Source organism: Gloeobacter violaceus PCC 7421 (genome assembly GCF_000011385.1).
GTDB classification, from domain to species: Bacteria; Cyanobacteriota; Cyanobacteriia; order Gloeobacterales; family Gloeobacteraceae; genus Gloeobacter; species Gloeobacter violaceus.
This window is the reverse complement of record NC_005125.1, coordinates 1,854,638-1,875,556: the sequence shown is the minus strand read 5'-3', so window position 1 is coordinate 1,875,556 and position 20,919 is coordinate 1,854,638. Positions and strand designations below refer to the sequence as shown.

General features: G+C 62.1%; 19 protein-coding genes. 8 read left to right on the top strand and 11 right to left on the bottom strand.

All coding sequences use genetic code 11. The features are described from left to right. Nucleotides 1-10: 10 nt before the first annotated feature. On the bottom strand, nt 11-1,894 hold the full coding sequence (locus GLL_RS09160; protein WP_164928851.1) for a PAS domain-containing protein: 1,884 nt from the start codon (nt 1,892-1,894) through the stop codon (nt 11-13). 1,119 nt (nt 1,895-3,013) lie between these two features. Between GLL_RS09160 and GLL_RS09155 the strand changes: the two genes are divergently transcribed. Continuing rightward, nucleotides 3,014-3,823 (top strand): DUF4394 domain-containing protein, encoded by an 810-nt coding sequence (locus tag GLL_RS09155; RefSeq protein ID WP_164928850.1) that lies wholly within the window; start codon nt 3,014-3,016, stop codon nt 3,821-3,823. 95 nt (nt 3,824-3,918) lie between these two features. Here GLL_RS09155 and GLL_RS09150 read toward each other — a convergent pair whose 3' ends face one another. From GLL_RS09150 to GLL_RS09140, 3 genes are all read right to left on the bottom strand, one after another. Then, nucleotides 3,919-4,641, bottom strand: a complete 723-nt coding sequence (locus GLL_RS09150; RefSeq protein WP_011141763.1) for an anti-sigma factor — start codon at nt 4,639-4,641, stop codon at nt 3,919-3,921. Nucleotides 4,642-4,650: 9 nt separating this feature from the next. After that, nucleotides 4,651-5,244 carry a sigma-70 family RNA polymerase sigma factor gene (locus GLL_RS09145; protein WP_011141762.1) on the bottom strand — a complete coding sequence of 198 codons (594 nt, stop codon included), beginning with the start codon at nt 5,242-5,244 and terminating at the stop codon, nt 4,651-4,653. 97 nt (nt 5,245-5,341) lie between these two features. Further along, nucleotides 5,342-6,031, bottom strand: coding sequence for a DUF4394 domain-containing protein (locus GLL_RS09140; RefSeq protein WP_164928849.1), 690 nt, complete (start codon nt 6,029-6,031; stop codon nt 5,342-5,344). Nucleotides 6,032-6,231: 200 nt separating this feature from the next. Between GLL_RS09140 and GLL_RS09135 the strand changes: the two genes are divergently transcribed. After that, the gene (locus GLL_RS09135; RefSeq protein ID WP_011141760.1) at nt 6,232-6,780 is read left to right on the top strand and encodes a nucleoside deaminase; all 549 of its coding nucleotides are present in this window, start codon (nt 6,232-6,234) and stop codon (nt 6,778-6,780) included. Nucleotides 6,781-6,874: 94 nt separating this feature from the next. Further along, entirely contained in the window at nt 6,875-7,957 is a 1,083-nt protein-coding gene (dprA, locus tag GLL_RS09130) for a DNA-processing protein DprA (RefSeq protein ID WP_011141759.1), read from the top strand. On the opposite strand, the gene GLL_RS09125 is transcribed toward dprA, so the two are convergent. Beyond that, nucleotides 7,939-8,784: a DUF4198 domain-containing protein gene (locus GLL_RS09125; protein WP_164928847.1), complete on the bottom strand. Its 846-nt coding sequence runs from the start codon at nt 8,782-8,784 to the stop codon at nt 7,939-7,941. The genes dprA and GLL_RS09125 overlap by 19 nt on opposite strands. A 159-nt stretch (nt 8,785-8,943) precedes the next feature. Here GLL_RS09125 and GLL_RS09120 point away from each other — a divergent pair, with 159 nt between their 5' ends. Continuing rightward, nucleotides 8,944-10,257, top strand: coding sequence for a cation:proton antiporter (locus tag GLL_RS09120; RefSeq protein WP_011141757.1), 1,314 nt, complete (start codon nt 8,944-8,946; stop codon nt 10,255-10,257). A 38-nt stretch (nt 10,258-10,295) separates the two neighbouring features. Here GLL_RS09120 and GLL_RS09115 read toward each other — a convergent pair whose 3' ends face one another. Then, nucleotides 10,296-12,374 (bottom strand): TIGR00300 family protein, encoded by a 2,079-nt coding sequence (locus GLL_RS09115; protein WP_011141756.1) that lies wholly within the window; start codon nt 12,372-12,374, stop codon nt 10,296-10,298. A 63-nt stretch (nt 12,375-12,437) separates the two neighbouring features. Further along, nucleotides 12,438-13,259: an alpha/beta hydrolase gene (locus tag GLL_RS09110; RefSeq protein ID WP_164928846.1), complete on the bottom strand. Its 822-nt coding sequence runs from the start codon at nt 13,257-13,259 to the stop codon at nt 12,438-12,440. Between the two features lie 102 nt (nt 13,260-13,361). On the opposite strand from GLL_RS09110, the gene infC reads away from it, so the two are divergent. Further along, a complete protein-coding gene (gene infC / locus GLL_RS09105) occupies nt 13,362-13,961 on the top strand; it encodes a translation initiation factor IF-3 (RefSeq protein ID WP_011141754.1) in 600 nt (199 codons plus the stop codon). Here the strand turns inward: infC and prmC are convergent. The 3 genes from prmC to GLL_RS09090 form a co-directional block, all read right to left on the bottom strand. Beyond that, on the bottom strand, nt 13,933-14,793 hold the full coding sequence (prmC, locus tag GLL_RS09100) for a peptide chain release factor N(5)-glutamine methyltransferase (protein WP_011141753.1): 861 nt from the start codon (nt 14,791-14,793) through the stop codon (nt 13,933-13,935). The two genes, infC and prmC, sit on opposite strands and share 29 nt — an antisense overlap. Nucleotides 14,794-14,803: 10 nt before the next feature. Then, complete coding sequence (locus tag GLL_RS09095) at nt 14,804-15,622, bottom strand: Tic22 family protein (RefSeq protein ID WP_011141752.1); 819 nt, start codon at nt 15,620-15,622, stop codon at nt 14,804-14,806. Between the two features lie 95 nt (nt 15,623-15,717). Beyond that, nucleotides 15,718-16,473 carry a Tic22 family protein gene (locus GLL_RS09090; RefSeq protein WP_164928845.1) on the bottom strand — a complete coding sequence of 252 codons (756 nt, stop codon included), beginning with the start codon at nt 16,471-16,473 and terminating at the stop codon, nt 15,718-15,720. A 63-nt stretch (nt 16,474-16,536) separates the two neighbouring features. Between GLL_RS09090 and sixA the strand changes: the two genes are divergently transcribed. From sixA to GLL_RS09075, 3 genes are all read left to right on the top strand, one after another. Further along, entirely contained in the window at nt 16,537-17,013 is a 477-nt protein-coding gene (gene sixA, locus GLL_RS09085; RefSeq protein ID WP_011141750.1) for a phosphohistidine phosphatase SixA, read from the top strand. Then, nucleotides 16,983-18,476, top strand: a complete 1,494-nt coding sequence (gene glpK, locus GLL_RS09080; RefSeq protein WP_011141749.1) for a glycerol kinase GlpK — start codon at nt 16,983-16,985, stop codon at nt 18,474-18,476. Before sixA ends, glpK begins: the two co-directional genes overlap by 31 nt. Before the next feature lie 120 nt (nt 18,477-18,596). Next, a complete protein-coding gene (locus GLL_RS09075; RefSeq protein WP_011141748.1) occupies nt 18,597-19,337 on the top strand; it encodes an LmeA family phospholipid-binding protein in 741 nt (246 codons plus the stop codon). A 106-nt stretch (nt 19,338-19,443) separates the two neighbouring features. On the opposite strand, the gene GLL_RS09070 is transcribed toward GLL_RS09075, so the two are convergent. After that, nucleotides 19,444-20,916: a cryptochrome/photolyase family protein gene (locus tag GLL_RS09070; protein ID WP_011141747.1), complete on the bottom strand. Its 1,473-nt coding sequence runs from the start codon at nt 20,914-20,916 to the stop codon at nt 19,444-19,446. Between the last annotated feature and the right edge of the window lie 3 nt (nt 20,917-20,919).

Below are 20,919 nucleotides of genomic sequence, written 5' to 3'. Positions count from 1 at the left end.
TTGCCTCCTCCTAGCGATGAACCGGGAAAGTCACGCGCACCGAGGTACCCTGGGCACCCGAGAACACAACGCTTCCCCCAAGTTGTAGGGCCAAGTCGTTTACCAGTTGCAGCCCCAGCGATTCGAGCTTGGCCGGGTCAAAATCGGCAGGCAGCCCACTGCCGTTGTCCTCGACCAGCAAAGTGACCGTCTGCTCGCTCTGGCTGAGCCTGACGCCGATCCGGTTGCGCTTGTCCCGCGCAAAGGCGTGCTTGAGGCTGTTGGAGATCAGTTCGTTGACAATCAGGCCGCAAGGAATCGCCATCGCCAGGTCCAGACGTACACTGCATGCTTCCATCTTCAGTCGCACTTTTCCTGGTCGTGCTCTGTAGGAGCGGATCAGCTGGTGCCCGATGAGCCGGACGTACTCGCCAAAGTCGACGCTGGCCAGATCCCCCGACTGGTAGAGCAGTTCGTGAATGGAGGCCATCGACTGCACCCGCCTTCGGCAGGTCTGAAGCGCCTCGATGGAGGCTGCGTCAACGGTTTGATGGGCCTGCAGGCGCAGCAGGCTTGTGACAACCTGCAGATTGTTTTTGACCCGGTGGTGGATCTCCCGCAGCAGCACTTCTTTTTCTTGTAGCGAAGCGATGATTTGTCGCTCGAAGCGGCGGCGCTCGGTGATGTCGCGAAAGTAAATTCCCAGACCGTCGCTCGACGGGTAGGCGTGCACTTCGAACCAGAGGTTCGAGGGAACATCAAATTCCTCCAGGTGAACAGCCACCTGCTCGACCACCGCCCGGCGGCATTCCGTCTCAAAGCGAGTCCCCACCAACCCGGGCCATTCCTCCCAGACATTTTTGCCTATCAACGCTTGCTGGGTTTTGGCGCTGAATTTCGCTGCCAGCCGGTTGACATAGCTGACGCGCCACTCAGGATCGAGGGCGACGAATGCATCGGTGATGCTGTCGAGTGTATCGATGAGCTTTGCGCGCGCTGTCTCGGCCTGGCTGCGCGCCTGCTGCTCTGCCCGGTGGGCGCGCGCGTTGTCGACCGATATCGAGGCGCGGCGGGCCAGTTCTTCTGCTGTTTTGAGATCCCGGTCGCTGTAATGGCGCCCGGAAAGTGTGCGCCCCGAGGCGAGCACGAGCGTGCCGAGCGTCTGTCCGTGGGCAACGAGCGGCACGATGATGTAGGAGCAGGCGTCCAGCCGCTGCAGCATGTCGAGTTGCTGTTCGCTGACGCAGAAGCTTGCATAAAAGCTCTCGGGGATCACCTCTGCGAGGATCGGTTCACCGGTACGAAACACCCGGGGCGCACCGTAATCCGCGTCGCGGGAAAGCGGATAGAGATGCCTCAAATCGCGCAGCAGCTGCACCAACTCCGGGTCGGCAGCGGCAACGATCGGGTTGGTAAAGGCGATCTGCTCGTTTTCGACAATGTCGATCAAGCACCAGTCCGCCATGACCGTGACGACCAGTTGGGCGACATTCTGCAAAGTCGTGCGGTAATCGAGCGAAGCGGCGAACACCTCGCTCGCCTGCGCCAGCAGACCCAGCCACTGCTGGGTCTGCTTTTGCTCGGTGATGTCGCGAAAGAAGATGGCCAGCCCATCCGGCGAGGGGTAGGCGTGGATTTCCAGCCACAGCTGGAGCGGTTCGTAGAGAATCTCGAAGTGTGCCTCGCTCTGCTCATCGACGGCCCGGCGGTATTCCTGCTCCACCCGGCTACCCACCGACCAGGGCCACATCTGCCAGTGCGTCTTGCCGACAATTTGCTCGAGGGGCAGGTGGTTGAGGGCAGCAACGCGCTGGTTGGCATAAGTGATACGCCATTGGCGATCGAGGGCGACAAACGCATCGGTGGTGCTTTCCAGGAAAAATCGGATCTGCCGCTCGGCACTGTGCAGCTGCACCTCGCAATCGCAAGCGAGCCTTCGCAGCCGTCGTTTGTGCAGGTGCGTCCCTTTCACCCTCTCTATAAAGCGGCGCAAAGCTGCACCTCCCATGGGGGATCGCTCCCTGGCCGTGTTTTCGTCTTGCATCGTGGGATCCCGCAAAGTGTGCTTCGAGTGCCGGGGAAGATTTCAAGCAAGCAAATAGAGGGAAACCTTCGGCGATGCAAAAAGCAACGGCACAAGCAGCAAAATATTAGACCGCTTGCGCGAATGCCAAGATAAACAGCTCAAACCATCGGAAACTCGTTCCGCAATCCGGTTCATGCAAGAGATCTACTATAGACCCGCACCCGTAACCGCAGGTGTTTCTTGGCAACCTTCGCAAGGTGTCGCTCAGTCGACGAACCGGTCGCACATCTTCCGGATCTGCTGTCGCTGACGCACTCTTGCCGCCAAGTCCGCCACCAAAGCCGGCCGGCAGTCGTACACGCAACGAATGGCGCTCAAGTTGACCAATCGCTTCCAACCACGGGTTTTCACGGCCTACCTCCACTCCAGACTGGATAAAGCGGTTTCTTTCTGAAGCAACAAAGGGGATTGAGCCCCAACTGCAGGCAACGCCTCGAAGTCGGCGACGCTCCGGCCATATATGCCGCGCGGCGCTTTCGGGCTTGCTGGGCAGTGTCGAAGGGACTGAACCCATACGAGTAGGGATCGTCGGTTGTGATTTTTAACCACCCCACGCCCGCACCGCTCGATCGTCCGAAGTGGGCTTGCTGCTCCATTTTTGTCTCCTTGGAAAGGGGGTTTCCCGAGCTATATACAAGATACGTATTACAGAATTACTAAAGCCTGATGTCCAGCTGGTCGCCCAGTTAGGCTCCGTCGGGGTTGAGAAAAGCTAAAAAAATCCCGCGATCAGCATTCTAGATTGCGGTCAGCGAGGGGACGGTTTTCAAGAAACATCTTTGCGAAAATAAACATACTTCTTGGGTCTTCAGGCCCCAAGAGACCGGCTGGTCGTTGAAATAGATCGGTGGGCCTCAGACCTTCGTGGCAACTTTGACCCTCGGGCTCATCCACCCCGGCGTGGGCGGCGTATGTTTTCGCGTCGCCCAAATTTTGTGGAGGCTTTTCATGCGACCCAACAAGCTGATTGCTCTGGCCGGCGCCCTCGCCGTGGCCGCCTCGGCCCTGTTTGCCGGAGCAGTGGAGGCGTCGGAGTCCCCGCTCATCGGACTGACCGACGGCAACACCCTCGTACGGTTCAATTCCGCCCGCCCTGGCCAGACCCGGACTATCAAGATCCGCGACGTCAACGGCACCGTGATCGGCATCGACTTTCGTCCGGCCAACAAGCTGCTCTATGCCCTGACCGACACCAACTACCTCTACACAATCGACCCGGCCACCGGTGCCTCGACGTTCATCAGCGTGCTGCCCACCCCCTTCGGCGGCGGCAACAAGTCCGGATTCGACTTCAACCCGTCGGCGGACCGCCTGCGGCTGGTGGGCAAGCACACCAACGAGAACCTGCGCGTCAATGTCGACACCAACGAGGTTTTTCCTGATACAGATGTCGTCTACGACGCCAATGACGTCAACGCCGGCAAAGATCCCAACGTTTCCGGCTCCGGTTACATCAACAACGTGGCCGCCGCCCCCGCCACCCGCCTGTACGACATCGACATCGCCCTCGACGTGCTGGTCATTCAAGATCCGCCCAACGACGGCATCTTGAAGACGGTCGGCCCCCTGGGAGCCGATTTTGGCCCCACCGCCGGTTTTGACATCTTCATCGACGACAACGGCGTCAACAGCGCCTTCGCTATCTCTGGAGCCACCCTCTACGCGGTCGATCTGGTGACCGGCAAAGCCACCAACGTCGGCACCGTGGGCAACGGTTCGCTCAACTTCGTCGGCCTCGCCGCAGTCCCGGCGAAATAACTGCCACTAGACCGGCAAACTCCTGACCCCCCTTCCCCCCGATTGCCAAAAGCCCCCCGCCTGTGGGCGGGGGGCTTTTTACGGCGTTGCGCCGCTCAGCCGGTCACCAGCACCGACGGGCCGGTGGGTTGGGCCGGCAGGCTCGCGGGCTCCAAGGTGACGAGCAGTTGGGCGATCGGGCCGCTGTAGGCTTCGACTGGAATCGCAAACTGGGTGATCACCTTGCCCCCCGCCCCGGGGTTGAACTGCCCGCAGGGGACGGTTTTATTGCCCGTGATCGCCCAGAGGCGGTACACCTGCCCTGCGGGTGCGGTCGGCAGGTTGTTGATGGCGACGGCCGCCCGTTTGGTGTCGAGATCCATCGCGACGCTGCCGAAGGCGTTCGAGAGCGGTCCGGTCCCTATCAAAGAAAATTGCAACAGTAGATTGGGCTGCTGGAGCGCTTCGTTGGCCTCTTTGACCGCCTGCAGCTGCTGGCGCAGCCGGAAGCCGTCGATGCCGAAGACCGCCGCCACGCAGGCGGCTGCCACCGCCGCGATCCAGCCCGGTGAGATGCGCGGCCCGCCCGCGCGGCGCGGCGGCGCGGCGGCGGCATCGAGAATAGCGGTGCGCAGGTGCTTGGGAGGTGCACTCACCGTGGCATAGGGCAACAGCCCCAAAACCTTGCGCAACTGCTGCACCTCGCGCTTCAGGGCGAGGTCCTGCGCGAGCAGTTGCTCAAACTTTTCGGCTTCCTGGGGCGAGCGCCTGGAAAGTTCGCCCAGAACATATTCGATCATCAAATCTTCGCGGCTTTTAGGGCCCGGGGATCCGTACATAAGTCCACACTACCCGACATATTCCTGCAACGTTTCTTTGAGTTCCGACAGCCCCCTGCGCACCCAACTTTTGACCGTGCCGAGCGGTGTTCCCAACTTCTCGGCGATTTCTCTTTGACTCAACTCTTTAAAGTAGGACATCTCCAACACCCGGCGGTGGTTGGGAGAAAGTTTTTCGAGGGCGTCGCGCACCGCCTGCGAACATTCGTTGATCGAAGCGCTCTCCATCGGCGTCACCGGTGAGGTCTCGACTACCCTGCTCTGCCCCCAGCGTTGCATCAATTTTGCCGCCCGGCCTTTCGCGCGCAGCCTGTCGATAGCCCGCGAGCGGGTGAGGGTGATGAGATAGCTGCTCGGCGCCCCCCTGGTCGGATCGTAGGTACAGTTGCGAAATAGGGAAAGAAACACCTCCTGGGTCAGATCCTCCGCTTCCTGGGGATTGGTGAGAATAGCGAGCGCCAGCCCATGGACCAAACCGCCGAAGCGGTCGTAAAGAGTTCCCAGGGCGGCCAACTGACCGCCCTTGATCGAGCGGAACAACTCGACATCCCCGCCTGCGCGCAGATTTGCCGGCCGGCTGTCCGATGAGTCGGGAGGGTGCATGGGGTTTTACTGAAGGGCCCTGAACGGATGGGGTCGGTAAGCAGGGATGACTGCTTATTGAACACTACGTACCCTGGCGATGTTTGGATGCAGGCCCTCAAGGTCGGCCGTGCCCGGCCGCCAGACTAAAGACCGCCAATTTGCCGTCGCCGATAGTACCAACCTTGCGCGCCCGGCCGCTGGCCAGATCGACCGTGTAGAACACACTACCCGAGGTGGCAAACGCCCGGTCTTTGCCGTCGGGCCCGGTGAGAATGTCAAACCCGCTTGCCGGTCCAAAATCGACCCCCAACGGACCGATGGTCTTCAGCACGCCGTCGTTGGGAGGCTCTTGAAGGGTAAGCACATCAAGGCTGAAGTCGATATTCAACAGCTTCGTCGCCCCGGCTTTGGCCAGCGAGTTGGTGTAGGCCGAAGCACTCACTTGGGGAGTTTTCTTGGCGTTGCGGTCGCGGGAGTCGTAGGCCAGCTTGCCGTCCACCGCCGTTGCCCCCAGATCGACATTCACCCGCAAATCCTGGCCGTCGGCACCCACCAGCCGCAACCGGTCCGCCGACGGGTTGAAGTCGAATCCCGAGCGCACCCCACCGGTAAAGGGTACCGAGAGGGTACTCACCAAAGATGCCGAACCGCCCGCCGGGTCGATGGTATAGAGATTCTGGGCGTCGCTGAGGCCGTAGAGCTTGCCGTCGGCAGGACGGTAGTCGATCCCCACCAGGGTGCCGCTCACACCGTTCACTTTGAGGGTTGTCGCCGCGGCGGGCCGCCCGGCTTCAAAACGGACCAAAGTGTTGTTCCCGGCCAGCCCGATCAGCTCGACCGGTGCGGCTGTTGCCGCCGTCGCCAAAAAAAAAGGACACACAATCACTAACCAGAATTTTGGCATGGGTGCAACCTGCGAGGGATAGATCCAACCCTACCAGAGATAAAGCGTACTACATTCTTCCTTTGTGTGTAGGCGCATGCCGCACTTAAACAGTAGCGTGTATGGCAGAAAGCCTGAGGATCGCAGCAATGGGAATTGGCTTACCGACAGAATATGATATTGACTGTATAGACATGGTTATTGCTGAGGCAAACGCTGCCGTCGACGAAGGCAAGGCCGGGGTGGGGGCGATGCTCACCTGGCGCGGCAAGGTGCTTGCCCTCGAGCACAACCAGTATGCCGAGACCCACGACGTCACTGCCCATGGCGAGATGTCTATCCTGCGCGCGCAGGCCGAACGTCTCGATGGGATGAGCGATGAGGATAAAAAAGACCTCTGCATGTACGTCACCCTGGAACCCTGTCTGATGTGTCTGTCGGCGATGTCCCTGGTGGGCATCCCGAGGGTGGTCTACGCGGCGCTGTCCGAGGACGCGAACATCGAGCAGGCACTGCTGGAGGGGGCCACCGCCCGCAACGTCAACGACGCCCTGGTGCGCGGACCGCTTGAACTGGTGCCCGGGGTGCGCCGCGAGGAAGGCATCAAGCTCCTGGAGCGCATGGACATGCGCCGGGGCGATCCCGATTCCGGGGTTGGACACACCGATTGACCACGCACCTGTCCGGTGGGCGGCTGGCAGCGCCGAACCGTTGCCGGTAAGGGCGAGGCGGGGTGATGCTGCCATCGTCGGATGGAGTGGGGCATTGACAAGTGAGCGGGCTTATTGGGTCGCCTGGCGGCAATCGCCGGGGGTTGGTCCTCTGACAATCCGGCGGCTCAGGGAGCATTTCGGGTCGTTGCAGGCGGCCTGGGAAGCGGCAGAGACCGAGTTCTCGGCGGTCGAGGGCTGGAGCGCCCGCAAAGGGCTCGAAAGCCGTCGCTACCGCGAGCGCACCGATCCGGGGCTTTTGCTCGAAGCACTGGAGGACCGTTGGCCATCCTTCTGGACGCCGGCCGACGGGGATTATCCACCGCTGTTGCGCGAGATTCCCGACCCGCCCCCTTTGCTTTTTTACCGCGGGCCGCTGCGGCAACTGTCGCCCGCGGTCGCGGTGGTGGGAACCCGTCACCCAAGCGACTACGGCAGGCGCTGGGCCGCCCAAATCGCCGAAACCTTGGCTGCGGCAGGCTTTCTGGTGATTTCCGGTCTGGCTGCAGGCATCGACGGTATCGCCCACGAGGCCGCCCTTGGGGTCGGGAAGACCGCAGCGGTGCTCGCAACCAGCCTGACGCGCGTCTATCCGCCTGAGCACGCGGGTATGGCTGCCGAGATTGCCCATAGCGGTCTGTTGCTGAGCGAATATGCCCCTGAGGAAGAAACCCTCACCCACAACTTTCCCCGCCGCAACCGGATTGTCGTGGGCATGAGCCTCGCCACGATCGTCATCGAAGCGCCCGAGCGCTCCGGTGCGCTCATCTCGGCGTATCTGGCCTGCGATTACAACCGGGAATTGTTCGCTCTGCCCGGGGCCATCGATACGCCCCAGGCGCAAGGGTGCCTCAAGCTGATTTCCCAGGGGGCGCGGGTCATCCTTGGCCTCGAAGCGCTGCTTGCCGATCTGGGAGCCCAACTGGTGCGCGCCACGGTGCCTTCCGCGCTACCCCCGGTGCTCGACGGCGACGAGAAGCGCATCTGGGATCAGATCCAGGGCGACGGCTGCTCCTTCGACGAATTGGCTTTGGGGACGGGACTTACTACCGACCGGCTCGCAAGCGCCCTACTCACCCTCGAACTGCGGGGACTGCTCGTGCAGCAGGCCGGGTCGCGCTACGGCCGGGCACTTTGAGCCGGGGCGTCCGCCAGGGCAAAAGTCAGCGAACTCCAGAAGCTTTCCCAATCGACATTGCGGCAGTCCCGGGCGCAGGCGCGCATGTGCACCAGCCGCACGATCCAGGGGCCGGGGCGATCGAGCCGGAAGCCGGCGCGGCCCTCTTTGTCGGTGCGCGCCGAGAGGCGCACGAGTTTGCCGCTGGTGGTGTTGAGCGCATCGATCTGCCGGTTTGCAAGCGGTTTGCCCTCGAAGAGCACGCGCACCCCCAGGTTCTGGCCAGGCTGCAGGTTCACCGGGTTCTGCTCGGGGACGATCTCGATGGGCTTACCCAGGGTGCGCAGAGCAATTTCGTCGTTGCGGACATCCCCGGTCTGCACCAGCGCTTTGATGTTGCGAGAGTAGCGCTCGCGCCCCTGGGTCTGCAGCTTTTTGGTCTTTTTGCGCACCGCCAGGATATCGGTGAGCCCTTCGTGGCGCAGGTACTCGTTGAACTGTTTGGGTTCGAGATTGATGTTCTGGGCAGTGCGATCGAGGGCCAGCAGATGGGTGCCCGCCTCAGCAAAGGTCAACTCCGCCAGCGGCAGCTGCTGATCGGGTGTGGTAGCGCTCAACTCCCGTGCTTCAGTGGCGGAAATCAGCACAAAGCTGGGGGTGCGATCCTTCTGAAAGGGGCGCTCGTTTTCCGGCTTGAAGTCGTCGCCGTAATAAAGATGCACCTTGAGTGGCTCGCCCGCGACGGGCGTGAACTTCTCGGGCATCAACCAGTAGTCGTGGGCCGCGGCCGGCGGGGCGACGAGCGCAGCGGCGGTCAGGGTGAGAAGAAGGGTTCTGGTGTAGTTCAAAGCAGCTTTCTCGCGCGACGAGCCTTATTTTAAACTCCGCCTGCGAAGGCGGTGGACTATCCCAACAGGGAGATGTACTGCGCCATATTGTCTGCAAAGATGGGCGGGCCGGACTCCGACTGTCCAGGCGGTCGCCAGAAAACTTTCGTTGATTCAGTCATGACCTTTAACTTGTGGTTTGTGATCGTTGGGGCGCTATTTATCGTTATGGCGCTCTCCAACTCGATTCTGCGTCGTCTACCGCTCACCACTTCGTTGCTGTATCTTCTGGTGGGATTGGTGCTCGGCCCCGTCGGCCTGGGGCTCATACGGCTCGATGCCATTGAGCAAGCCGGGTTGCTCGAACGAATCACAGAGGTGGCAGTGATCATTTCGCTGTTTACCTCCGGGCTGAAGCTGCGCACACCGCTGTCGAAGAAACGCTGGCAACTGCCCGTGCGCCTCGCCTTCATCTCGATGACGGTCACTGTCGCCTTGATTGCTTGTGCAGGAGTGTTCTGGCTGGGATTGCCCCTGGGAGCGGCGATTTTGCTTGGGGGGGTGCTTGCCCCAACTGATCCGGTGCTTGCTTCCGACGTGCAACTAGAAGATCCGTTCGACAGCGATCGATTGCGCTTCAGCCTCACCGGCGAAGCGGGCCTCAATGACGGCACCGCCTTTCCGTTTGTGATGTTGGGGTTGGGACTGCTGGGCCTGCACGAGCTGGGTGAGGGAGGTTGGCGCTGGGTTGCGGTCGATGTCCTCTGGGCAACGGCTGCCGGGTTGGGTGTGGGATGGCTTTGCGGCCTGCTGGTGGGCAGACTGGTGCTCTATCTGCGCAGTCGCCGCGAGGAGGCCGTCCAACTCGACGATTTTCTGGCCCTGGGATTGATCGCCCTGTCGTACGGAGCGGCGCTGTTGGTAGCCGGCTATGGATTCCTTGCCGTCTTCGCCGCCGGATTGGCGTTGCGCAGCATTGAACTGCAAGCCGCCGGCGAAAAGCCCTCCGAGGACGTTCAGGCGATGGCCCGCCAGGGTGCTAAGGAGGAAGTACCCCCGGGCTCCGAGTCGGCGCCGCTGTTTATGGCCCAGGCGGTGCTCGAATTCAACGAACAACTCGAGCGCATCGGGGAGGTGGTGATCGTGGTGCTGGTGGGCGGATTGCTCGCTACTTTCTTGCCGCCGCCTGCCGCTTTGCTGTGGTTTGTGCCGCTGTTGTTTCTGGTGATCCGGCCGATCTCGGTGTGGATCGGACTGTTGGGCTCCAACACCTCCGGACTGCAGCGCCGGTTGATGGCCTGGTTCGGCATTCGCGGCATCGGCTCCATTTACTATTTGATGTTTGCGATTACCCACGGTCTACCCGGGGACATCGCCCGCACCCTAACGGCGATCACCCTTATGGTGGTGGCGATTTCGATCGTCGTGCACGGCATCTCAGTGACGCCGTTGATGAGTCTTTACGGCCGCCGCAGCGAGGGCAAGCCCGCATAATTCAAGACGTCTAACCCTTGTGCAGTCGAACTTGAGATTCAGTGATCCAGGTAATGCAACTGCCGCACAAGCAAGCTCAAGAACAGACCGACGTCGGTGACCACGCCCACCGATTCGACCGAACCGCGGTCGGCCAGCTTGGTGACCACTGCCGGGTTGATGTCCACGCACACCAGCTTCACCCCGGCGGGCGTCATGTTCCCGACACCGATCGAATGGAGCATCGAGGAGAGCATCAAGATCAGATCCGCCCCCTCGATCAGGCGAGCGTAGTCGGTTTGGGCTTGAATCAAGTCCATCTCGGTATCGGGCAACGGCCCGTCGTCGCGGATCGAACCCGCCAGCGAAAAGGGCACCCCGGCTTTTACACATTCGTAGAAGATGCCCGAGTGCAGCACCCCCTGCTCGACGGCGGCGGCGATGCTCCCGCAGCGGCGGATGAGGTTGATGGTCTTCAGATGGTGCCGATGGCCGCCCTGGATGACGACGCCCCGCTGCAAATCCACCCCCAGCGAGGTGCCGTGGAAAGCCTGCTCGATGTCGTGGACGGCGATGGCGTTGCCGCCCAACAGCGCCTGCACATAGCCTTCACGGATGAGGTTGGCCAGATGCGCACCGCCGCCGGTGTGGATGACGACGGGTCCGGCCACCACCACCGCCTTGCCGCCCTGGGTGCGCAGGCGGCGCAACTGCCAGGCCACCTGCTCGACCACCAGTTCGACGCGCCGCTCGCTGGAGACCCCCGAGGCCATGAACGAAAACTCTTCGCGCTCGCGGTCAGGAAGGGCCTTCTGGTGGCGGGTGCGGATCCCCTCGACACCGGTCACCACCCGCTCACCGGCTTTGATGTCCCGCAGCAGTGCGCAGCGGGCGGTTCCAGTCTCCGGCTCGACGACGATGGCGCCGTCCATGCGTTGGTGGGCCACCACCACCCAGCGTCCCCCCAGGCGCACTTCCGTCGGATAAATACTGGTGACAAAAAAGTCCTGCGGCGCCACACCGTCCTGCGTGGCCGCCTGCAGTTCGGCATCGCGAACGGCCTCCTCGGCGAGCACCGCACCGCGATCGATAAGTTGGGTCAGGACGCTTTCGAGGGTCTCGGCGGTGGGGGCAGTCACCTGCAATCGCGTATAGGAGGTGTCCTGGCGCCGCTGGCCGACTTTAAAGTCGAGGATCTGGAAGCTGGCGCCGCCTTTGAGAATGAGATCGATCACCTCGGTCATCAGGGCCGAATCGAGCAGGTGCCCCTGCATCTCGACGTTGCGGGTGGCGACCTGCACCTGGGGCATCTCGACAGTGCGCGGCTCTGTGAGGCGCAGCGTCAGACATTTGGCCGCTCCGCCCGCTTTGAGAAATTCGCTGAGGGGCGTCTCGCGCACCGCGAAGTTGCAACTGGCCAGCCGTGCCGCAAGCCCCGGCGTCACCTGGTTGACGATTACCGTGCGCTCGACATTGACGGCGTTACAGGCAAAGTTGACCGCGTCGACTTCGCCCACCACCAGCCGCTTGTCCGGGCTCACCCGCGATTCGATCAGGCGATTGGAGGTATCGTCGAAGGCGGGCGGGTAGTAGAGCAAATAGCCGTCCGACAGCGGACAAAAGCAGGTGTCAAGGTGGTAAAAGCGCTCGTCCACCAACCGCAGTGAGAGCACTTCGATGTCGAGGTACTTGGCCAGGTACGGGTGCGACTCCAGCGACGAGCGAAACCCGTAGCCCGCCCACAGCCAGCGGCCCTCTCGATCGAGCAGCGCGTCGCCCGCCCCTTCGAAGGCGATCTTGGTGGGCAGCTCGCAGACCACATAGCCCTGCGCCTCGAACCATTCGCGAAAGTGGGGCTCCTCCCCCTGGCGCTCCGGGTGGAAGAACCGGCTCAGCACGACATTCTTGTCGAGCACCAGCCCGGCGTTGGCGGTAAAGACCATGTCCGGCCAGCCGGGGGCAGGCTCGACCAGCTGCACATCGGCGAGCTCGTCCAGGATCTTGTGCAGTCCCTCCCACTGGCGGGCCGCCTCTTCGCGCGAGGAGCGGTGAACGTTGCCCTCCATCCAGGGGTTGATGATGTAGTCCACCTCGTAGTGGGTGGGCGAGCACATCAGATAGCGCAATCCGGAACGCATAGATCCTCATCGGGCCAGACCTCGCCTATTTTAAGCCAGAGGTGTACCCGCGCCCCGCCGATGTTACGGGAGGGCCGCAATCCAGTCCGCAATCGCCCGGACAGCTTGCGGATCCACCGGCAGATCCGCCGTCAAATTTTCGGTAGGAGATCGCCAGCCGTCGGCGCGCACCAGCCAGTGATCGAGTCCGCTCAGCAGCAAGCGCACCGCTCCATCCACCTGGCTGGCCAGCCGCGCCGACTCGGCGGGCGGGAAGACCCAATCGCGCTCCCCCTGCACCGCCAGCAACGGTACCCGAATCTGCATCCCGGCGGGCAAAAACGACTTGCGCCGGCCATACTCGGCCTGCACCCGCGCGAGCGCCTGCCATTGATCGGCAGGGGGAAGAGCGGCCATCGCTTTGGACGCCTCCGAGCGAAAGCCCATCAATTCGCTCACGGGGCTGATGGGCGGGGCGATAAGCACCACGCCCCGCAGTCGCTCCGGCCCCAGGCGGCTTGCCGCCACCGCCGCGAGCGTGCAGCCGATGGCGTGGCCCAGCAGCACGGGCCGCCCGCCCAACTCCGCAAAGCGACCGGCCGCAAGCTCGACGAGGGCCACAAAATCGTCGAGGGCCGCCTGCGGCCCGACAAATTCACCGCCGCTGCGCCCCACCCCGCGTCCCTCGCTGCGCAAAGAGGCGATCCGGCGCCCGGCAAGTCCCGCGGCGATCTGGGCGAGCGGAGCGAAGCCGACGTCGGTGTCGTTGCCGTCGCGATCGCCAAGGCCCGTCGCCGGTGCAAAGATCACCCCGGCCACCGGGGTGTCGGGGGCGACCAATTCGCCCCCCAGCACGGTGCCGTCCGCCAGGGCAATTTCGATTTCAAAGGCGTCAAAGGGTCTCAAGGCCTGGATTCCGTTGGTTTGAGCAACTTGACAGGGCAGGTTGGAAAACTTACCCTAATAGTATCAACACCCAAATTTCCAATCCAATTGCGGCCTGGGCAAATGCTCTGGCTTGCTTTGTTTTTTGGAAGATTTTCTCGCCTGGAGGCTCCTCAAAGATTGGTCATTAAGAAGCGCTCTGACCGGGGTCAAGCCAACCTCCCCATGATCAACGAGCGGATCCGCTTTCCGAAGATCCGCGCCATCGACGCCGATGGCACCCAGTTGGGGATCATGCACCCGCGCGATGCCCTGCGCATTGCCGAGGAACGCAATCTCGATCTGGTGGTAGTCAGCGAAGACGCCCAGCCGCCGGTCTGCCGGATCATGGATTATGGTAAATACAAATTCGAGCAAGAGAAACGGGCCAAAGAAGCGCGCAAGAAACAGCACACCGCCGACGTCAAAGAAGTCAAGATGCGCTATACGATTGGCGAGCACGATTACCAGGTGCGTCTGCGCGATACGATCCGCTTTCTCAAAGACGGCGACAAGGTCAAAGCGACCATCATGTTCCGGGGCCGCGAGATCCAGCATGCCAATCTGGCCAAAGATTTGCTCATGCAGCTTGCCGCCGACTCCGCCGAGATCGGCGAGGTGCAGCAGGAGCCCTCGGTGGAGGGGCGCAACATGATTATGATCCTCTCGCCCAAGCGTACGTAACCACGATGCGTTCGATCCCCGCCCAGTCGCGCACCGTGCGGATACAGCCGTAGCGACTGTCGCGGGCCAATAGTTGCACTACCGTCGGGCCCTGACCCGCCATCACTTCGAGAGCGAGGATGCCGCCCGGCCGCAGATGCCGGGCGGCATCGGCAATAATCTGCCGGACTGCATCAAGACCGTCTGAACCGCCGTCGAGAGCCGAGAGCGGTTCGTGCAGGCGCACCTCGGGCATCAGTGCGGCAATTTCAGCGCTCGGGATGTAGGGCGGGTTGCTCAACACGGCATCGAAGGGCTGCGTGGGCAAAGGTACAAACCAGTTGCCCCGCAGCAAATGCACCTGTTCAGAAAGCCCGTAGCGCTCGATATTGGCTCCTGCCACCACGAGAGCCGCCTCCGAAGCGTCCACCGCCCAGACGGTGGCTCCCGGTAGGGCGCGGGCCACGGCGACGGCGATTGCCCCGGAACCGGTGCCCAAATCCACCACCCGCGCCCCGGCGCAGGAGCGGCAAAAATCGACGGCAACATCCACCAGCGCCTCGCTCTCCGGTCGGGGAATGAGCACCGCAGGGTTCACCTGCAATTGCAGATCGCGCCAGTGGGCGGTGCCCAGCAGGTACTGCAGCGGCATCGCTTCTTCGATACGCCGACGCCAAAGGGCGGCGAGCTTTTCGCGGTGTGCTTCGAGTGCTTGTGGCCCGCCAAGGCGTACCCGCAGCCGGTCGAGACCTGTGACCGCTTCGATCAGGTAGTCGATTTCGGCCGCATCAATGTCGTGAACCCGGGCCTCGGCCAGGGCTTGCTCCCGCCAACCGTCGGCCGGCTGTCTCACCGCCGCAGCGCTACGGCTTCGGGGCGGAAGAAGCCGGGGTCACCGAAGCCGGGGCCGCACCCGGAGCGGCAGCCTTCTTCAGCGACTGCACGTACTCCACCGCCTTGAATGAAGGCACGAAGGTCAGCTTGTTGAATTCGGTGTCGTTCTTGCCTTCGAGCATGTTGCCCACCACCGCGTCGAGGGGAGCGACCTCGATATTCATCTGCTTGGCCAGTTCCGGCTTGGAGCGCTTGATCTGATCGACGTTGCGTTCGAGATCGTCTTTGTCGAAGAACAGCGGCACGTACTGCTTGTTGTCCTTTTCGAAGGTGACAAAACCTTTGGCCTTGGTCTTCTCGTCGGTACCCATGGCGTAGAAAACCGGGATGCCCGGGAAGTCCTTGGTCTTGGGGTCGACCTTCTTGGCCAGATCAAGGGCGGCGGTGACCGTCTTGGGGTCGGATTGGAATTGGAAATTGACTTTGTTCTCTTTTTTCTTCTGTTCTTCTTTGGCCGCCTTAAAGGCTTGCCCGAGGCTAATCACACCGATTTGCGATTCTTTGGCGGCTTTGTCGTTGCTCTTTTGGAGATTGCCGTAGGCCTCCTTGGCCGCGTTCTGGTCCAGGAACAGCCAGAGGATGGAGGTGTCCTTTTTTGTCTTGTCGTCTTTAACGGTGACGATGAGGGGGTTGCCCTTGGTATCGGCGATCAAGAAGACCGGGACGGAATCGAGCTTTTTGATCACCTCGTCCTCGGGGATCGCCCGGGCGGGCGTGCAGGTCATCAGCGAAGTCAGGAAGGCGGCGAAGCCCAACGCGGCGACTCTCTGCAGTGAACGTTGTTGCATGATGCTCCAGGGAATGTATAGGTTGTCTGAACGACGAGCCGACAGCAGCCCTTGTCATCCTAGTGCAAGACGGCAAAACCGGGAACGGGGTTCCTCTATTTGGGTTTGGCGTCCTTCTGGACGGTCTTGGCATAATCGAGGGCGTCTTTGGCCGGAACGAAAGTGATCTTCTGCGAGTCGTTGTCGTTTTTGCCGTTCAATATCGTGCCGACGATCGAATCGAGGGTGGTCGCTTCGACGGAGAGGTTCTTGGGCAGATCGGAGCGCACTTTACGCAGCTCAAGCAGGTTACGCTGCAGGTCCACCTCCGAGAAAAACATCGGCAGGTACTCCTGACCGTCGCGCTTGAGCGTCAGAATACCGTTGCCCGAGCCACCGGAAAGAAAGAACACCGGCACCCCTTGAAACATCTTGAAGTTGGGATCCTTTTTGCGGAAGAACTCGGTAGCATACTCGACGCTTTTGGGACTGCTCAGAAACTGAAAGCGCACCTTGGCGCTCTGTTTCTTTTGTTCGTCTTTGGCGACTTTGTAGGCCTGGCCGAGGCTGGTGATTGCTACCCGGTAGGTCTTGTTCTTGTCGGGGTTCTGGGTCTTTACCACCTGCATCGCCTGTTTGGCCAGGGCCGGGTCCAGGTAGAAGTTCAAGACCGCCGTGTTCTTGTCGTTTTTGGGAACCAGCAGCAGCGGGGTGTTCTTGGCGTCGGCGATGGTGAAGACCGGGACAAGGTTGAGCTTGGCGACAAGCTGATCTTCAGAAAGGGCAAAGGCGAAAGACGCCTGGAACAAAAAAACGAGGGCGGCGAGGGCCGAGGCGACCAACCGGAAAAGCATGGCTCCGGAAAAATTCATGGTGTAACCCAGTTGCACGGGGATATATTAGCTCATTGTGCCGGTACGACCGGAAGGGCTTCGATGGATCTTCTTATCCTGCGGCATGGCATCGCCGAGGAGCGTGGTACGCGCGACAACGACGACGAGCGGATGCTCACAGACGAGGGGCGCAAAAAAACGCGCCGCATCGCCCGGCGTCTGGCTGAACTGGACGTGAAACTGCAAATCGTGCTCACCAGCCCCCTCGTGCGCGCGCACCAGACGGCCGAGATTTTGATCGACGAAGGCGTCGCGCCGCGCCTGGAGCGCTTCGCTCCTCTGGCCCCAGGCGGCGCTCTGTCGGATCTGCGCGTCTGGCTGGAGGCCAATCCCGAGCTGCAGGCGGTGGGGCTGGTGGGTCATCAGCCCGATCTTGGATCGTGGGCGGAGACTTTGCTTTGGGGGAGCTTCCGGCAGGGGTTCGACATCAAAAAGGCGGGGGTGGTGCGCATCGACCTGCTCCATCCCCAGGACCAGGGGCGGTTGGTGTGGTTTTTGCCTCCGCGGGTGCTGCTGTGAGCGGGGCGATTCTGGCCCTCGATCTGGGGACGACGGGCATCCGGGCGCTGCTGTTCGACCCGTCCGGGGCGGTGGCGGCAGGAGCCTACCGGGAAGTGCCGCAGATCTACCCGCAGCCGGGCTGGGTCGAGCACGACCCGCAGACAATCTGGCAGCTTACCTGCGAAGTAGTGGCCGAGGTCCAGGCGCAAAGTGCAGCGCGCATCGCCGCGGTCGGCCTCACCAACCAGCGCGAGACGTGCCTGTTGTGGGACGCGGCCACCGGCACCCCCCACGGCAACGCGATCGTCTGGCAGGACCGCCGCACCGCCGCACTTTGCCAGAAATTGCGCGCCGAAGGCTGGGAAGCCCCTATCCGGCAGCGCACCGGTCTGGTGATCGACGCCTATTTTTCGGCCACCAAACTGGCCTGGTTGCTGGCCCACCGCCGGCCCTACTATCCCGGCCTCAAAGCGGGCACCATCGACAGCTGGATTATCTGGAAGCTCACCGGCGGGCGGGTGCACGCCACCGACACCAGTAACGCCTCGCGCACGATGCTGTTCAATTTGCACACCCGCGACTGGGATCCGGAGCTGTTGGAGCTTCTGGCCATCCCGGCGGAAATTTTGCCTGCGATCAAGCCTTCCCTCGGGGTACTCGCCGAGACCGACGTGCGGGTTTTGGGTTACAGTGCGCCGATCGCGGGCATTCTGGGCGATCAGCAGGCGGCTCTGTTTGCCCACGGCTGCGACCGGCCGGGCCTGGTCAAATGCACCTACGGCACGGGCTCTTTTCTGGTGGCCCACACGGGCGACCGCCCCATCCGCTCGCGCCACCAACTGTTGACTACCGTCGCCTGGAGCGACCGCACCTCCACCGGCTACGCGCTGGAGGGGGCGCTGTTTACGACCGGGGCGAGCGTGCAGTGGCTGCGCGACGGCCTCGGGATCATCGAGACTGCCGATGAGAGTGAGGCGCTTGCCGCGAGCGTCCCCGACAGCGGCGGAGTCTATTTTGTCCCCGCCCTGAGTGGTCTGGGGGCTCCCCACTGGGATATGGGGGCGCGGGGGTTGCTGATTGGCCTCACGCGCGGCAGCGGGCGGGGCCAGATAGCAAGGGCGGTGCTCGAAGCCATCGCCTTTCAGACTCGGGAGGTGACCGACGCCCTCGCCGCCGACATGGGCACGCCCCTCACCCGGCTCAAAGTGGACGGCGGTGCGGTGCGCAACAACTTGCTGATGCAGTTGCAGGCGGACGTGCTCGGGGTGCCGGTCGAACGGCCGCAGCTCATCGACACCACCGCCCAGGGCGCCGCCTTTGCCGCCGGCTTGGGGACCGGCTTCTGGGGCGACTACGCCGAATTGGTAGCTGCCCGTCCCATCGACCGCGTCTTCGAATCGGGCGAACGGCAACTTGTTCTGCAGGCGCACTACGCAGTCTGGCAGCGGGCGGTCGAGCGCTCGCGCGAGTGGGTGCGTTAGTAAGAAACCTTCCCCCGCAGGAGGGAGACGCCTGGCCACCTTTGTCTATCCTGGTGCTCTCTCCCGTCGCGCAGTGAGCACCTACAGTGGACCTCGAAACGATTACCGGAAGGCGACACCATGGCCGAGGACACGGCAGGACTTGGGGAACAGGCGCTCAATAAAGTGGCCGAGATTGGCCTGTCAAGCCAACTTCGCGAAGTGGAGAACATGGATGTCTCCATCAAGACCAACCCGCTCAAGCTGATCACCGGTGAGGTCGATTCGGTCACCGTCGAGGGCGAAGGGCTGGTGATGCAGAAGAACCTGCGCGTCGAGAAGATGGAGATCGAGGTGGGACGCATCTCGATCAACCCGCTGGCGGCGGCGATGGGCAAAATCGAACTGGAGCGCCCCACCGAGGCCACCTGCCGCGTGCTGCTCACCGAGGCGGATATCAACCGCTCCTTCAATTCCGAATACATCCTCGGCATGCTCAAGAATATGCAGGTGCAGGCGGACGGTCAGCAACTCACCGTCGACACCCGGCGCGTCGAGGTGAAACTACCCGGGGGCGAGCGCATCCGCATGCGGGCACTCATTCTCATTCACCAGACCCGCGAAGAGCGCGAAGTCACCTTCGATGCCCATATGGTGGGTGACAGGCAGTCCAACCGCATCCGTCTGGAGGATGTGCAGTACCCCGAAGGCGAAGCGCTCTCACCTCAACTCACTCAGGGTCTATTGCAAAAAGCCAACGACTTGGGGAACATCAGCAATTTTGAACTCGAAGGCATGTCCTTGAAGCTGCTCGAATTCGAGGTGCGCCCGGGGGCATTGCAAATTCTGGTCGAAATCTACGCCGAGCAATTTCCTTCCTAGAGCGGTTCGCAGCCCGACACTACATAGCCACGTTTTGAAACGTGCTCCCGGCAAGCGCTTTAGAAGATGAGGTGTGTAGCAAGCACCCGAAAACCGCTCTAAGCGCTCAGCCACCTTTGGCGTTCTGCTCGTAGGCCAGTCGCATCCGTTCAAGGTTGCAGGCCTTGGCCTGTTCGTGATCGACGATGGGATCCGGATAGTCGCGGCCCACGACGCAGCCCGCCTGCTTCTGGACCAACAGGGGCGCCCTCCAGGGTTCGTAGATAAATTCGGCGGGTACCCGGGCTAGCTTCGGCAGGTAGCGGCGGACGTAGCGGCCCTCGGGGTCGTACTTTTTGGCAAAGCTGATCGGGCTGTAGACCCGGTAGTAGGCGTTAAAAAAAGCGCTCGCTGAAAGCCACATCCAGTTACTCGCGTTGAGGCTCCAGTCTTGATCGAGCAGCAAGCGCTCGAAGACGGCCTGGCCTTTTTCCCAACTCACCCATAGATCCCCGCGCGTGAGAAAGCAGGCAACCGCGTGGCGGCTCAGGTGGTGCAGCCAGCCTTCGGTGCGCAGCTGGGTCATCGCGGCGTCGATCCACGGGAATCCCGTGCGCGCCTCGCTCCAGGCGGCCAGGTATTCGGGATTGTCGTCCCAGGGAATCTGGCGGCACACGGGGTTACCTTCGATGCGGTCGTAGTTCGGGGTCGCGTAGCCCACGGTGTAGAAAAATTCGCGCCAGAGGATCTGGCCAATGAGAGACATTGGCGGCTCGGTATGCTCGCCCACCTCCCGGTAGACTTTCTGGACCTCGGCATAAAATGTTCTGGCTGAGAGGCATCCGAATTTGAGATGCGCTCCCAGGGCGGTGGTAGAGGGCGGATCGAAAGCGGTGGGGTCGGTGTCGGGTTTGGCAAATCCGGCCGATCGCTGCCGGTCGGATAGGTAGACGTGCAGGCGCCGCAGCCCTTCTCCTTCACCTCCCGGTGGGATGATCCCCCTGGACGGGCACTCGGGATCAGGGTAGCCCAACTCCGCCAGGGTCGGGATGCCATAGTCCGCGTCCAATTCTCCTGGCGGCGGCAAGTGCGACGGAGAAGCCACGGGGGCGTCCGGTTCGCCCAATTTTGCCGCCAACCGCCCGAAGGCGCCGTAGGTGGTGGGAACTTTCCCACGGCCCAACTCGATAAGCTCATCGGGGTCGTAGAGGGTGTGGGCGGTGGGGGAAATTACCCGCACCCCGACGCGCTCGGCCATCGAGCGGATCGCTTCGTCGCGCCTGCGGGCGTAGGGCTCGGTGTCCCGCTCGAAGCAAAGTCTGCCGATTTGCCAACGTGAAAGTACGCGCTCAAGCACTTCCTGAGGTCTGCCCTGCAGAACAATCAGGCGCGAGCCAAGTCGGCGAAGGTTGCCGTCAATCTCCCCCAGACTTTCAAGCAAAAAGCGCATCCGGTTGACACCGACCCGCTCTGGGTTCACAAACCACGGATCGACAATAAACAGCGGGTAGAGCCGCGCAGCGTCCCGGGCTGCATCTAGTAATGCCGGATTGTCGTGTAGTCGCAAACCCTTGCGAAACCAGACCAGCGAGCGGATCATCGA

Bases quoted from the DNA above. Each gene is read 5' to 3' on its own strand.
- GLL_RS09155 (WP_164928850.1), top strand. From the start codon at position 3,014: ATGCGACCCAACAAGCTGATTGCTCTGGCCGGCGCCCTCGCCGTGGCC.
- GLL_RS09150 (WP_011141763.1), bottom strand. From the start codon at position 4,641: ATGTACGGATCCCCGGGCCCTAAAAGCCGCGAAGATTTGATGATCGAA.
- GLL_RS09145 (WP_011141762.1), bottom strand. From the start codon at position 5,244: ATGCACCCTCCCGACTCATCGGACAGCCGGCCGGCAAATCTGCGCGCA.
- GLL_RS09135 (WP_011141760.1), top strand. From the start codon at position 6,232: ATGGCAGAAAGCCTGAGGATCGCAGCAATGGGAATTGGCTTACCGACA.
- GLL_RS09120 (WP_011141757.1), top strand. From the start codon at position 8,944: ATGACCTTTAACTTGTGGTTTGTGATCGTTGGGGCGCTATTTATCGTT.
- GLL_RS09115 (WP_011141756.1), bottom strand. From the start codon at position 12,374: ATGCGTTCCGGATTGCGCTATCTGATGTGCTCGCCCACCCACTACGAG.
- infC (WP_011141754.1), top strand. From the start codon at position 13,362: ATGCTCTGGCTTGCTTTGTTTTTTGGAAGATTTTCTCGCCTGGAGGCT.
- GLL_RS09095 (WP_011141752.1), bottom strand. From the start codon at position 15,622: ATGCAACAACGTTCACTGCAGAGAGTCGCCGCGTTGGGCTTCGCCGCC.
- GLL_RS09090 (WP_164928845.1), bottom strand. From the start codon at position 16,473: ATGAATTTTTCCGGAGCCATGCTTTTCCGGTTGGTCGCCTCGGCCCTC.
- sixA (WP_011141750.1), top strand. From the start codon at position 16,537: ATGGATCTTCTTATCCTGCGGCATGGCATCGCCGAGGAGCGTGGTACG.
- GLL_RS09075 (WP_011141748.1), top strand. From the start codon at position 18,597: ATGGCCGAGGACACGGCAGGACTTGGGGAACAGGCGCTCAATAAAGTG.
- GLL_RS09070 (WP_011141747.1), bottom strand. From the start codon at position 20,916: ATGATCCGCTCGCTGGTCTGGTTTCGCAAGGGTTTGCGACTACACGAC.